General features: G+C 45.2%; 9 protein-coding genes. 2 read left to right on the top strand and 7 right to left on the bottom strand.

Annotated elements, in window-relative coordinates; genetic code table 11:
• Positions 1-136 precede the first annotated feature (136 nt).
• From GTK07_RS02965 to GTK07_RS02935, 7 genes are all read right to left on the bottom strand, one after another.
• The gene (locus GTK07_RS02965) at positions 137-742 is read right to left on the bottom strand and encodes a collagen-like protein (protein ID WP_163632869.1); all 606 of its coding nucleotides are present in this window, start codon (positions 740-742) and stop codon (positions 137-139) included.
• A gap of 213 nt (positions 743-955) precedes the next feature.
• On the bottom strand, positions 956-2,509 hold the full coding sequence (locus GTK07_RS02960; RefSeq protein WP_163632867.1) for a hypothetical protein: 1,554 nt from the start codon (positions 2,507-2,509) through the stop codon (positions 956-958).
• Positions 2,510-2,534: 25 nt separating this feature from the next.
• The gene (locus GTK07_RS02955) at positions 2,535-3,317 is read right to left on the bottom strand and encodes an enoyl-CoA hydratase/isomerase family protein (RefSeq protein ID WP_163632865.1); all 783 of its coding nucleotides are present in this window, start codon (positions 3,315-3,317) and stop codon (positions 2,535-2,537) included.
• A gap of 53 nt (positions 3,318-3,370) precedes the next feature.
• On the bottom strand, positions 3,371-4,777 hold the full coding sequence (locus tag GTK07_RS02950) for a sensor histidine kinase (RefSeq protein WP_163633473.1): 1,407 nt from the start codon (positions 4,775-4,777) through the stop codon (positions 3,371-3,373).
• Positions 4,778-4,995: 218 nt separating this feature from the next.
• Positions 4,996-5,541 carry a CopD family protein gene (locus tag GTK07_RS02945; protein WP_163632864.1) on the bottom strand — a complete coding sequence of 182 codons (546 nt, stop codon included), beginning with the start codon at positions 5,539-5,541 and terminating at the stop codon, positions 4,996-4,998.
• A gap of 13 nt (positions 5,542-5,554) precedes the next feature.
• Positions 5,555-8,677, bottom strand: coding sequence for a VPS10 domain-containing protein (locus tag GTK07_RS02940; RefSeq protein ID WP_163632862.1), 3,123 nt, complete (start codon positions 8,675-8,677; stop codon positions 5,555-5,557).
• Positions 8,678-8,739: 62 nt separating this feature from the next.
• Positions 8,740-11,874 (bottom strand): WD40/YVTN/BNR-like repeat-containing protein, encoded by a 3,135-nt coding sequence (locus GTK07_RS02935; RefSeq protein WP_163632860.1) that lies wholly within the window; start codon positions 11,872-11,874, stop codon positions 8,740-8,742.
• 108 nt (positions 11,875-11,982) lie between these two features.
• Here GTK07_RS02935 and GTK07_RS02930 point away from each other — a divergent pair, with 108 nt between their 5' ends.
• Together GTK07_RS02930 and GTK07_RS02925 are read left to right on the top strand one after the other, a co-directional pair.
• Positions 11,983-12,774 (top strand): 3-keto-disaccharide hydrolase, encoded by a 792-nt coding sequence (locus GTK07_RS02930; protein ID WP_163632858.1) that lies wholly within the window; start codon positions 11,983-11,985, stop codon positions 12,772-12,774.
• 16 nt (positions 12,775-12,790) lie between these two features.
• Positions 12,791-14,218, top strand: a complete 1,428-nt coding sequence (locus GTK07_RS02925) for a Gfo/Idh/MocA family protein (protein WP_163632856.1) — start codon at positions 12,791-12,793, stop codon at positions 14,216-14,218.
• Positions 14,219-14,233 lie beyond the last annotated feature (15 nt).

Genomic DNA, 14,233 nt, shown 5'->3' with positions numbered 1-14,233 from the left:
GGCACTCAATTAACCAGAGGTAGGTTTAAATTGATGTATGCTTACTTAGGATTGACCGGTAAATTTTAAATGTTTCCTTTAAAATTGAAAGGAGCCTCAAAGAGACTCCTTCTTTCATTATATATTCTGCTATATGTTATTCCAGGCCAAAGTATTTTGCCACGGCATGGTAGTCGTTAGTGTCCACCCCATCGGCCTTTAATTGATCCATGGCGTTTGCTTGAGTGGCTTTGGCACCTGTTGTGTTAATCTCAACGGCAATGATTATTAAATTGATGTAGGAACCTGCTGGAACATCAAAACCTACACCATTATAGTCCCTAAATGAAATATATCCACTCGGACTTGTATCGTCGTTAATGTAGTCAACATAGGCCATAAAAGAAGCAAAACCAGAGCCTCCAGGAACCGCATGTATAGCGGTGCTACCCCCAGCTACATATTCCAAGTAGAAAAGGTAGCCATAATTGGCCCTTTCTTGCGCCGCAATAGGCATATCAAAGGGGAAGAAGGTCCCTCCTACCCACTCGGTCATATCCAATTTAAAGGCCTGTACATTGGCATTGCCATCCTCTCCAGGTACACCTTGTTCACCTTGTTCGCCCTGAACACCCTGAATTCCTTGTTCACCTTGAATTCCTTGATCTCCTTTCGGCCCTTGTTCCCCGTCGTCACCTGAACAGGAAACCATACTCATTGCCATAGCTAGTATGGCGATACTCAATAATTTAATTGTCTTCATAATATTTTTATTTGGGTTTTTACCAAGCCAAAAGTAGGCTTAGCCCAAGTGTATTTTTGACCTTAACTAACCAATGCTCCCTGCGGTTTGATGGATGGGGTATGGGAATTGACATCCATTCAAAAATTGTAGTCTTTTTCTTTCTTTTTATGCAATTTGACCTATAAAAAAAGGCTTCCCAAGGGAAGCCTTTTAATTTATTTTTTTGGTGATTTAGTTGAAATCTACTTTTACCAATTGCTTTTTACCTCCACGTTTGGCATAAAAGAGCATTTTGTTCTCTTTTGCGTCCTTTAAGGGCATGGACACCATAAAGGGCAATCTGGCCTCTTGTTGGTCAATAATTTTTTCATAGTCCATGACACCGTTTTCATCCAACGAGATCAAGAACACATTCCGGTTTCGGCTCAGACCCTGTTTAAAGATCAATCGTTCGTTGTTGATCAACTGGGGGTTGTCCGCCGCGGTGCAGATAAAGAAATAAGACTTGCCATCCTTACAATAGGAACTGTAAGAGGCATAGGCCCCATCGCCTTGGGTAACTTCCGTTTTGTTGATATTCCTGGCCCATTCCATGTTGCCATCTGGTGAAAGCTTTACGCTCACAATGTCGTTGTAGTGGTAACGTTCTATTTTGAGGCGTTGTCCTGCCCCTGTGGATTCCATACTCGAAGTGACAAAATATTCTTCGGCATTGAAGAAAATCTCTTCCTTCGGGGTCACTTCCACTCCCTTGAATATCAAGTTTTTGATGTCCTTGTCTTCTTCCCGTCCAAATTTATCGTCCATGAACTGTTGGGAAAAAGGATTATATCGATTGGATCTGATATCCAACGATTGTGCATCCAAATCAAAATAGGCGATACCATTGTACCGATTATCCTTTCTATCCGCATAAAACCCCACACAGACCAGTCTGTTTTTCAATAGGATGGGATACAAGGCTTCTGGATACTTGCCGGGGTCCACAAAAGATTGGGTCTGACTACTATTTTGGGTAAGTTTAATCAATTCATATTGGAACTTGCGTTCATCTACCTGAAATCGTTTCTTTTTGAAATAGGCCTTACCTACAATATAAGCGATCTGCAGGTCTGGAGAGAAGGTAACGTTCTCAAAAGCATAGTTCTTCTCCTCTATTTCGGCGGAAAAATCATACTCAAAGCGTTTTTTCAAAGAAGTGTCATAAAGATGGATGATGTGCTTTTCCTCTTTTCCTTTTTTATGATGGGTACTGATGATGAAGCCCGACTTTTGCTCATTGAACAAAATGGCCGTGGTAAACCCGCTGGAAAAATTCCGGTTGTAATAGTTCTTGTTAACGGGCTCATTTACCTCCTCGGAAGCAATGGAAAGGAGTTTTTCGGTAGTAAAGTTGTAATTGAAAATAGGACTTCTGTGCACCCAATACTCATATTCCCCCCTGTCATAATTATAGTTGAGGAACAAAAGGTTCAATTGGCCATTTTTCAGGAAACCATCCACAAAATCCAATCCCTTGATCTTGTAATTGTATTCGTTTACAAGCTCCAGGTTGCTATTGTAATGTTCAATCAGGTATCCTTTGGGTTTTAGGATCAAACCTTGATAGTAGGCCCGCACCAAAATGTATCCTCCATCACCATCTTCATCAATGGTCATAAGATTGGAATACCGGTAACGGTCATCGTATTTTTCGCCAAATTCATAGCTCACGGGCATTTTTTGGGCGGATGCCAACATCCCCATAAAAGCTATGCAAAGCAAGGCAATCTGTTTTTTAATCATGGTCTGGCTTGGTTAAGGCCAACGGTCATGAACCAGGGAAATCCGCTTTGCGCTTTTCCAAAAAGGCAGAAGTGCCTTCTTTAAAATCGTCGGTACCAAAGCAATGCCCAAAGGCATCGATTTCCACGGCATAGCCATCGGCGTCATACTTAAAACCAGCATTTACCGCTTTTATTGCATGTTTTATGGCCACGGTGGAATTATTCGATATCCTGCTCGCCAATTTGTGGCATAGGGGCAATAATTCCTCAGGGGAAACCACATGGTTCACCAGTCCGTAGGCGAAGGCCTTATCGGCATCGATCATGCTGGCGGTCATAATCAGTTCCAGTGCCCTTCCCTTACCTATCAGTTGGGGCAATCGCTGGGTACCCCCATAACCCGGGATCACTCCAAGGGATACCTCGGGAAGTCCCATTTTGGCATTGGTACTGGCCACCCTAAAATGACAGGCCAGGGCCAGCTCCAATCCGCCACCCAAAGCAAATCCGTTGATGGCGGCAATAACGGGTGTAGAAAGGCCTTCAATTAAATTGAACAGGTTCTTTTGTCCCATGGCTGCCAATTGTCTGCCTTCTTTGGGTGAAAAATGGGCGAATTCTGAAATATCGGCCCCGGCAACGAAGGCTTTTTCCCCACTTCCGGTTATAATGATTACCTTAATGTCGGGGTCTTCGTCCAATTCCTTGAAAGCCACGTTCAATTCCTCAATGGTCCTTTGGTTCAGGGCATTCAATTTGGAAGGACGATCTATGGTGATGGTGGCCCAACTTTTTTCTTCCTCAATGTAGATGTTTTCGTAGTTCATAACTGTTGTTTTGAAATAGGTCTGAATGATCCTTCCTATCACATTTATCTTTTTTATTCCTTGGGAAACCGAATCGTGAACACGGTGCCTTTTCCCAACTTAGAAGTAAAGTTAATGGTTCCTCCATAGTTTTCCACTATGTTCTTGACCATTCCCAGCCCAAGTCCCGTACCGCTCGATTTTGTGGTGAACTTGGGTTCGAAAACCTTTTCGCGGTTCTCATCGGATATGCCAACCCCATTATCGGCCACAGAAATTTTTACCTGGGATCCCTCCGTTGCCACGGTTACCAAAATCCTGGGTGACTCTACTTCGGGCACCGCTTGAATAGCGTTTTTCACCAAATTGGTGATGACCCTAATCAATTGTGTACGATCCAACTTGGCTATGATCTCTTCCTCATCGGTAATAAAATGAATATAGTCCTCATTGAAAATTTCCAAGGCCAATTTTACCACCTTTACCACATTAAGCGTTTCATTCTGCTGTGCGGGCATATCCGCAAAACTGGAAAATGCCGTGGCAATGTTGCTCATGGTATCGATCTGTTGGATCAACGTTTTGGAAAACTCGTTCACCTTCTTTTGTATGTCGGGATCATTGGGGTTGAATTTTCGTTCAAAACTTTGTACCGTAAGTTTCAGCGGTGTCAAAGGGTTTTTGATTTCATGGGCCACTTGTTTGGCCATTTCTCGCCATGCCTGCTCTCTTTCGCTCCTTGCCAATTTTACGGCACTTTCTTCCAATTCGTCGATCATGCGGTTGTAAGAATCCACCAATTTGGCAATCTCATCCCCCGGATTGGCCAAATAGATCTTTTCGTTCTGGCGGGTAAGGTTGGTTCGGTTGATCTTATCTGAAATGGTCTGCAATGATCTGGTAATGTATTTAGAAATGAAATAGGCCAAAACAATGGCAAGTCCGAGCATCAAAAGATAGACCATCCCCAATCGGAAAAGAAACTCCCTGAGCTCCATGTTGTTGAAGGTGTTATCTTCAAAATAGGGCAGGTTCAAAATACCGATAGGCTTAAATTTGAGATCGTTGATATAGGTATACGTCGACTGATAATTGTCCCCCGCGGCCCTTTTCTCCTCCACGAACCTCGACTCCCCGGTTTCTCGAAGATAGTTCAGTACATTGGAATCCAGGCAGTTGGCAATGGAATCTGCCTCAAAACTGGGCCGGGAACTTTTGATCAGGTTACCTTCAAGATCATAAATGTTGAAGTTGACGTTCTCCACATTGGCGATCTTGTATATCTCGTCCCTAAAGATGAGCCCCAGGTTTTCCGTGTTTACAGGATAGGTGGTCTCCTTCAGCGTATACCAAATGCTCTTGAGAATCTGCTCCTCCTTTCGCTGCAGCCTATCGTCATGATAGTCCTTTCCCTGCTCCTTATATTGATAGATGGTAACCCCTGCGATCAACACCGAGGCAATGACCACCAAAGTGATCATGCCAAAGAAAATACGGGACCTTAGGGATAATTTAGTGAACAATACTGCCTGATTTGATGATAAATGTAATCAATTATCGAGTCAACTAAAGACAAGTTACAAGAACCAAACGCAAGTTACAAGTTCAAAGACAAGCCAAAGTACAAAAGCAAGTTTAAGTACATTGATTGGCTAAAAATCCAAATCGTATTTGGATTTGAGACTTTTACTTGCACGTATCAAGAATCTGGGTTTTTCTCCCGATACCGTTTGTACATTTTTATCCCCAACATTAAAAGAGCAACCAAAGCGAACATGCCTATAATGCCATAGATCCAATCGAAGGTGGTCTTCAAAATCACCAGAAACACTACGGCAAATAGGATGATGGTGGCCACCTCGTTCCACATACGCATAAAGTTGGAGGTATATCGGATATCATCGTTTTGCATCTGTTTAAAGATTTGATGACATTTTAAGTGATACACAAAAAGAACCACCACAAAGGCCAATTTTACGTGCATCCAAGGTTGTTGGAGCCAGCCGGGCATCAAGATTAACAGCCAGATAGCGAAAAGGGTGCACAAAATGGCCGAAGGCCATGTGATGATATACCACAATCGCTTGGTCATCAATTTTAATTGTTCCGAAAGGATTTCCTTATCGGGTGAGGGTTTCTGCCATGCCTCAATATGGTAAATGAACAATCTGGGGATGTAGAACAGCCCGGCAAACCAGGTCACCACAAAAATGAGGTGCAACGATTTTATGTAATTGTACAACACGGTCTTCTATATTTTACATTCTGATGGCGCCCACCCCATTTTCCCAAAGTTTTTTGTTGAAGTTGGGAATATCGGTCTTCATCAAGGTCTCTGCTCTCTGTTTCAATCCTACCCACTGGGCATCCAGTTCCTTTCTTCTGTCCTTGGAAGATTGGTTCACCCTGGGCAGGGAACTGTTGCTTTGGTTCATCAAAAATAGGTACTCGGCCGTAAACTTGTTCGGAAAATTCTCCACATCATCATAGGCCTGCGATTTTCGTTGTACCATATCCTCGTCCCAAGCCTTCAACTTATCCAGAAGTGATTGCCCTTCTTTTTTGAGGTCTTCGTTATCCAAATCTTTCAGCAAATCTTTTAATTGGCCCTGCACCTTGAACAACGCGTTCAACTTGTTGTGCATATCCGTGAGATTGGCCTCAAGCTCATTCATAAACCGGTCCTGCTCCTCAAACCGTTCCTGGGTCATATCGGTGTTGGGTGCGGGTACAATCATCCCCTGGGTACTGACCGTTTGCCCATCCGCTTTTAAATTGATGGTATAATTTCCGGGAGGTACTTTGTGTCCTGTAAAATTGGCTTCAATATAAACATTGGGAATCCCGGGCAGAATAGGGGTCTTTAAATCCCAAACAAATCGGTTAAGGCCCTTATCCGTTCCCAAAACAGGAGCAGGGGGTGCACCTCCACCATTATGGGGGATATAGCTTTCATCCTTTTTAGAGCTGAACGTACGGACCACCTTGCCCTGACCGTTCTTGATTTCCATGGTGATTTCGGTGCTATCCATGGCCTTGGGCAAATTATAATAGATGACCATGCCATTGGCGGGGTTTACCCCTTCGTAAGGATTGGTCCCCTCCACCTTTTTGGAACTACTGTTGAGTGGGCTTCCCCAAAAACCATGAACGGTGTCCTCTGGCTTAAACAGTTTCAGTGATGCGGAATCCCCCTTGTATTGAGATAGCGTAGTGATATTGTCCAAAATCCAAAAGGACCTTCCTGAGGTTGCCACGATGAGATCCCCTTGATGCACTTTTAAATCGGTGATCGGGGTCTTGGGCAAATTCAATTGCAAGGGCTCCCAACTTTTTCCATCGTTCCAAGAAACATAAAGCCCCTTTTCGGTTCCAGCATACAAGAGTCCCTTCTGTTCTTGGTCTTCCCTGACCACCCGAGTAAAGGCTCCATAAGGAATACCGTTGCTGATATTCGTCCACGTTTTGCCATAATCCGAACTCTTGTAGAGTGCAGGGGTATAGTCGTTGAATTTGTACCGGGTGGTGGCGATATACACCGTGGCCGAATCGTGGGGAGAAACCTCAATGGCGTTTACCAAACATTCCTTTAACCCCTTTGGGGTTATATTTTCCCAGGTCTCCCCACCGTTTTTGGTAATGTATACCAACCCATCGTCACTACCGGTGTACAACACTCCCTTTTCATGGGGTGATTCGATGATATAAGCCAAGGTTCCATAGTTTTCGGCCCCAACAGCTTCGTTGGTATAAGGTCCGCCGCCGTTGCCTTGTTTATCATCTTGATCCCTGGTCAAATCAGGGGATATTTCCTCCCACGTAAGTCCATTATCACGGGTACGCAATACCAATTGTGCTCCGTGGTAAAAAGTGCCCGGTTCGTGTTGGGACCAAATAATGGGGGCGTTCCAGTTAAAAAGGTACTTCATGTCCCTAGCCTCTCTTCCCAAATATTGAATAGGGGCCGCCATAACATCGGTGGACATTTTGGATTCCATGTCCAATAACTCAATGGTCCCCAAATAACTGCCTCCCATCACATATCTTGGATGATCCGGGTCAAAGGCCAAAAAGGCACTTTCCCCACCTGCGGCATAATGCCAATCTTCTTGACCAATACCCCATCTGCCTACGGAAAGGCTTGCTATTTTCACCGAAGTATTGTCCTGTTGCCCGCCATAAATATTGTAGGGAAAAAGATTGTCGGTGTTGATGCGATAAAACTGTGCCGTGGGCATATTGTACGGAAGGGTCCAGTTTTTTCCATAATCATATGTAATGGTCGCCCCACCATCATCTGCCATGACCATATTTTTGGAGTCATTGGGGTTGATCCAAAGGTTGTGGGTGTCCCCATGGGGCACGGAAATGGATTCCCATGTTTTCCCGCCATCTTCCGAACGGAATATTTCGGCACTGAGCACATAAACGGTATCCTCATCATTGGGGTCCGCAAACACTTCAATATAGTACCAAGCGCGTTGTACCAAGCGGTTATCTCCACTGGCCATGCTCCAGCTTTTGCCCGCATCGTTGGAAACGAACAAACCGCCTTTATCCTGATTGGAGTCGCTCTCGATGATGGCATATACCTTATCCGAATTGGCCGGACTTACTGCAATACCCATCTTTCCTTTTTCTTTGGGAAGGCCTTCGGTCAGTTCCTTCCAAGTATTTCCTCCATCCGTACTTTTATAGAGTCCACTGCCTGGCCCACCACTCATAACGTAATTGGGTTTTCGTTGATGTTCCCACATGGCCGCATACAATACCAACGGATTGTTGGAGTCCATGGAAAGTTCGGCCGCACCCGTGCTTTCATTCACAAATAGAACATTCTCCCAAGTTTTGCCCCCGTCCATGGAACGGTATACCCCTCGTTCCTTGTTCGGGGCAAACAGGGCACCTTGCGCTGCGACATAAACGATATCGGGATTGGTAGGATGTATGATGATCCGTGAAATATGTTGTGTCTGTTCCAATCCCAATTTGATCCAGGTCTTGCCCGCATCGTTGGATCGATACACACCATCTCCATAAGAGGTCATGACCCCACGAGGAGCATGTTCCCCCATACCGCAATACACAATATTTGGGTTGGATTCCGAAACGGAAACAGCCCCAACGGAACCCATTTCAAAAAAGCCATCGGAGATATTGTCCCATTTGCCTCCCGCATTGGTGGTCTTCCAAAGTCCGCCCCCAGTGGTGCCCATGTAATACGTAAGCGGATCACCGACCACACCGCTGGCCGTTACGGAACGCCCTCCGCGGAACGGTCCGATGTTCCTGAATCTCATGGTCTCGAAATATTCATTGGCGGTTTGGGCCATGGCCATTGTACAGGACAACAGTCCCAAAATCAACATTGACTTTTTCATCCTTCTGATTCGTTTGTGTTCTAAAAATAAACCCCTTACCGGATGGCAAGGGGCTTTGACGTTTATTCTTCTATGCTCAAATAATCCAGATTGAGCTTGTTGAACTCTGCGTTGAATGCGGCAACCTCATCATCCACCAATTTATCAAAATCGGCCAATTGTGCCTTTATACCAGCTGACAATTCCTCCTTAACGGCAATATCCTGTTCCGTTGGTGGAAAATCATCCATGGAAACCAGACTGTTCAGGTGACCTAACTTATTGGTCAATCGAATGGGGAAGTTCAAAGGATCTTGTCCACTTCGGTTTTGGGTCTGGTAAAGTTCTTTTTCTATGGTCCCGAATTTTTCCTTCATGGCCTTTGCTTTTGCCACCACATCTTTTGTAGCATCATTGTCTTTGTATTTGGCAACGAACTCATCCAATTTTTTGTTGATGTTCCTAATCTTTTTGATGGATTGGTGAGCCAGGTCAATGGTCTCATTTATTTCTGAAATGAAATCGTACTGCTTTTGCATATCGGCAACGGAAACCTCTGCCCTAGGATCCGGAAGGATCTTGAATTCTTGGGTTTGGGTAGTTCCCATAACATTCAAATGGACTTGGTAAGACCCTGGAACAGCTTTTGGACCATTTAGATTGGCCCACCAAAGGATCATCCCGTCCAAACGTTCGGCGCTTTTTCCACGTGTATCCCAAACATGGGTGTTCCCTCCTTTTTTCACCTCTAGTTTTTTATCCTTCTCTTTGGAATAGGTACTGTAGGTTGCCAAGGTGTCCCCGGAAATGCTGGTGTAGGTCAATGCCACACTATCCTTTTCTGCAAAATCCTTTAAGTAGAAATGGGTAATCACTCCGTTGGCCAAGTTTGTTCCTTCGGTCTTGGAAGGTCTTCTGGCCACATTGCCTTTGGTACGGTAGCTCTCCCTAGGTTTGTACAAGATGGCACTGGCCGATTTTTTGGCATCATCCAATTGGTGAAGTACGGTAAGGTCGTCTATGATCCAAAGGCTTCTACCTTGGGTGGCCACGATCAGATTATCATCCTTAATAGTCAAATCCGTAATGGGCACAATGGGCAGGTTCATTTGGAATTTTTCCCATTTGGCCCCATCATTGAATGAAATGTACATGCCGGTTTCGGTACCGGCATATAACAACCCTTTGCGTTTTGGATCTTCACGCACCACACGGGTAAAATGTTCATCATCAATACCGTTAGTGATCAACGACCACGTTTTGCCATAATCGGTGGTTTTGTACAAATAGGGTTTAAAATCTCCCAATTTGTATCGCGTAGCGGCCACATAGCAAGTGCCTTCATCAAAAGCAGAAGGTTCTATGCTGTTGACCATGTTCCATTCGGGCATGATGGATGGGGTTACGTTCTCCCAAGTTTTGCCACCATCCTTACTTACATGGATCAAACCGTCATCACTACCTACCCAAAGCAAGCCTTCTTTTAAAGGACTTTCATTTGCAGCAAAAATGGTACAATAATATTCTACACTGGTGTTGTCCTGTGTGATGGGTCCACCGCTGGAAACCAATTTTGTAGGGTCGTTTCTGGTTAGGTCACCGCTCAACAATTCCCAGCTCTGCCCTTCATTGGTGGTCATGTGTACATGGTTGGAGAAGGTGTACAGTTTTTTGGGATCGTGCTTACTGAACATGATGGGGAAGTTCCATTGAAAACGATATTTCATCCCTTCGGCTCCATAACCCATAGGGTTATCCGGCCAAACGTTTACTCCCCTGACGGTATTTTTTGCATGGTTGAGGCGAACCAAAAAACCATCATAACTACCGCCATATACAATATCATCATTGGTGGGGTCCACCGCTATATGGGCAGATTCCCCTCCTGCTGTTTCTTCCCAGTCATCTTCACCTATGGCAAAACCATCGCTTCTGTGTTTGATCCTCAAAGTAGAATTATCTTGCTGAGCCACATAGATCCTATATGGGAATGCATTATCGGTAGTCACCCTATAAAATTGCGCGGTGGGTTGGTTGTAATAGGTACTCCATGTTTTACCGCCATCATAGCTTACTTGTGCCCCACCATCATCTGCCATGATCATACGATTGGAATCCTCAGGGGCGATCCAAAGATCATGGTGGTCCCCATGCGGTGCATTGGAAGATTCAAATGTTTTACCGCCATCCGTGCTCTTATGGTAACTCACATTGAGTACATATACCACATTCTCATCTTGGGTGTCGGCATAGACCCTTGTGTAATACCATGCCCTTTGTCTAAGACTTCTATCGCTATTGACAAGCGTCCATTTGTTACCTCCATCATCTGAACGGTACAAACCACCCTTATCCTTGTTCTCTACCATGGCCCAAACGCGGTTGCTGTTTTTAGGAGAAACGGTTACTCCAATAATCCCCAAAGTATCTGATGGGAAACCTTCGTTTTTGGAGATTTCGGTCCAGGTTTCGCCACTATCGGTACTTTTCCAAAGGGCGGAACCTTCACCACCACTGCTTAAACTATAAGGGGTACGTTGCACCCTCCAAGTAGAGGCATATAAAATTCTTGGGTTATTGGGATCAAAGATCAAATCCACGGCACCTGCCAAATCGTTGGCATAAAGCACTTTTTTCCAGGTTTTACCACCATCGGTAGTTTTGTAAACGCCACGATCTTGGGTGGGTTTGTATAAGTTGCCCATAACGGCGGCATACACCGTATTGTAATCGGTTGGGTGAATCCTCATCCGAGAGATATGCCTACTATTTTCCAAGCCTATGGATTGCCACGTTTTTCCGGCATCTTCGGTTTTCCAGGCACCATAACCGGAAGACACGTTCCCACGAACGGTTTCTTCCCCGCCTCCAACGTAAATCACATTATGGTCGCTCTTCGCTACCTCAACGGCACCGATACTTCCACCAAAAAAACCATCAGAAATATTCTCCCAAGTGGTACCTCCATCGGTGGTTCTCCAAACACCTCCTCCGGTTGCTCCAAAATAGAATAGATTGGATTGGCCTTCAACTCCGGCCACCGTACCGGAACGACCACCTCGGAAGGGTCCGATCAATCGGTATTCCAAGCTGGAATACAAGGCTTCCGGATATTCGGGAGCACTCTGGCTTTTCTTATTTCTTTGGGAATGGATCGGGGTAACGAACAAGGTACTAGCCAGCATAAGCAAGCTAATCTTGAAAAAGCAAGTCTTCATTTTTAAAGTGTTGAGTTAGTCAGGCTTAAATGTAATGAAAATGGTGCAAAAAAAGTTAATCAATATTTTGTACTTTAACCCATCAGAATAAATACCAACAACTAAACCATGTCTAAAATTTTAAAGCTTTCCCTTTTTTTATTGCTTGTTATAGCCTGTAAGAATCAATCCAAGCCCGCGGATGAACCTGAAACCACCAATGCAAATACCGAAAAGGAGTCCGAATGGATCTCTCTTTTTGATGGCGGCAGTCTGGAAGGTTGGCGCGGGTACAACATGGATTCCCTTCCACCCGGATGGACCATAAAGGACAGCACCCTCACCTTTGATACGGAACTGGGAATGGAGCAAAACTATACCGGTGGAAAGGACATTATCTACGGGGCGGAAGAGTTCGATAATTTTGAATTGTACCTTGAATGGAAAATTCCCGAAGGAGGAAACAGCGGTATTTTTTACCATGTGAAGGAAGGCTATGACGGTCCGCCTGTTGTGGCCCCAGAATATCAGTTGATCGATGACGAGAACTATGCCAACATCCATGATCTGGTGGGCTACAACTCGCAATTTGGTGCAGAACACCCTGAGTTGCTCCAGGATTGGCAGAAAACCGGTGCCGATTACGCCATGCACGTAGCGGACGAATCGCAAAAGCAGCTGAACCCGGTCATGGAATGGAACACCACCAAGATCGTGTTTACGCCCGAAAAGGTGGAGCATTGGCTCAACGGCAAAAAATTATTGGAATTTGTACCGTGGTCCGAAGAATGGAATGCCAAAAAGGCTTCCGGAAAATGGGATAACGCCCCGGATTATGGCAAATTCAAGACAGGCTATATTGCCCTGCAGGACCATTCGAGTCCTATCTGGTTCCGAAATATCAAAATCAAAAAATTATAAATTACCTGAACAAACCATGAACAAACGCGAATTCATTAAAAAAAGTAGTGTCGGAGCACTGGGAATCATGTTGGCCCCATCCATTTTAAAAGGCTCCATGAACAAAGAAAGATTACGTACGGCCCATATCGGTGTCGGGAATATGGGAGGTGAGGACCTCAAGGCGATTTCATCACATGCCGCCGTAGACGTGGTGGCCCTCTGCGATGTGGATGCCGTTAACCTGGCCGCTGCCCACAAATTACACCCAAAGGCCCGCATCTTTTTTGATTATCGCGCCATGTTGGAAGAAATGGGGCATGAAATTGATGCCGTGATCGTTTCCACACCCGATCATACCCATGCACCAGCCTCCATGATGGCCATGGAAATGAACAAACCCGTGTACTGTCAAAAACCGTTGACCCACTACGTATCCGAGTCACGGGCCATGAAAAAAATGGCCGCCGATAAAGGCTTGGTCACCCAAATGGGAATCCAGGTGCATTCCTTTTACGATTACAAACTAGCGACGTTGCTCATTCAATCCGGCATCATAGGCAAAGTACATACCGTACATGCTTGGTCACCTAAGAACTGGGGATATGATGGCCCGCTTCCACAAGGGGAAGACCCGGTTCCTACCCAATTGGACTGGAACCTGTGGTTGGGCACTTCCAAGGAAAGACCCTATAAAGATGGTATGTACCACCCAGGCAATTGGAGAAAATTGATGGATTACGGTTGTGGCACTTTGGGCGATATGGGCGTTCATATTTTCGATACCCCTTACAATGCCCTGCAATTGGACGTTCCCCGAACCATCACAACGGAATGTAGGCCCAGCAATGGTTTTGGATATCCGGAACACAATACGGTGACCTATGAATTCCCACAAACCCCTTACACCACCGAGACCCTAAAATGGGTCTGGTATGACGGTCCTGGGGCTCCTGCTTTGAGTGAAGACCTTTTGTTACCTGGTATGACCATGGGCAAAGACGGCAAAGTTTCCAAAGAGGAAAGCATGAAGGATAAAATGTCGTTGGATGCCAAGGTTGCCGCCGAAAATGAGCTTCCCGATCAAGGGGCCATGTTTGTCGGTGAAAAAGGACGATTGTTGCTTCCGCACTTTATGCAATTGCCCAAGAAAATCAGAAAGGGCAAATATGTGGATATCTCCAAGGAAATAGCCAAAGTGTCTGCAGCGAATAATCTGGGCGAGCCCATCCGAAACTACGAAACCGAAGGTCCAAAACATTACCACCAATTTGTGGATGCCTGTTTGGGAAAAGGTGAAACCACTGCCCCGTTCGATTATGCGGCACGGTTGACCGAGACCATTCTTTTGGGCACCATTGCAGGTCGATTCCCTGGTGAAACCTTGCATTGGGATGCGGAAGCCGCCAAGTTCAAGGAAGAAAAGGCCAACCAATATTTGGCCGGCGATTACCGGAAGTTTTAAAATTTGAAATAAAGC

It is taken from the genome of Flagellimonas sediminis (assembly GCF_010500845.1).
Classification (GTDB): domain Bacteria; phylum Bacteroidota; class Bacteroidia; order Flavobacteriales; family Flavobacteriaceae; genus Flagellimonas; species Flagellimonas sediminis.
Note: the sequence above shows the minus strand (reverse complement) of the source record. Positions and strands in the feature narration are given on the sequence as shown.

Bases quoted from the DNA above. Each gene is read 5' to 3' on its own strand.
- GTK07_RS02935 (WP_163632860.1), bottom strand. From the start codon at position 11,874: ATGAAGACTTGCTTTTTCAAGATTAGCTTGCTTATGCTGGCTAGTACC.
- GTK07_RS02940 (WP_163632862.1), bottom strand. From the start codon at position 8,677: ATGAAAAAGTCAATGTTGATTTTGGGACTGTTGTCCTGTACAATGGCC.
- GTK07_RS02950 (WP_163633473.1), bottom strand. From the start codon at position 4,777: ATGATCACTTTGGTGGTCATTGCCTCGGTGTTGATCGCAGGGGTTACC.
- GTK07_RS02925 (WP_163632856.1), top strand. From the start codon at position 12,791: ATGAACAAACGCGAATTCATTAAAAAAAGTAGTGTCGGAGCACTGGGA.
- GTK07_RS02960 (WP_163632867.1), bottom strand. From the start codon at position 2,509: ATGATTAAAAAACAGATTGCCTTGCTTTGCATAGCTTTTATGGGGATG.
- GTK07_RS02955 (WP_163632865.1), bottom strand. From the start codon at position 3,317: ATGAACTACGAAAACATCTACATTGAGGAAGAAAAAAGTTGGGCCACC.
- GTK07_RS02930 (WP_163632858.1), top strand. From the start codon at position 11,983: ATGTCTAAAATTTTAAAGCTTTCCCTTTTTTTATTGCTTGTTATAGCC.
- GTK07_RS02965 (WP_163632869.1), bottom strand. From the start codon at position 742: ATGAAGACAATTAAATTATTGAGTATCGCCATACTAGCTATGGCAATG.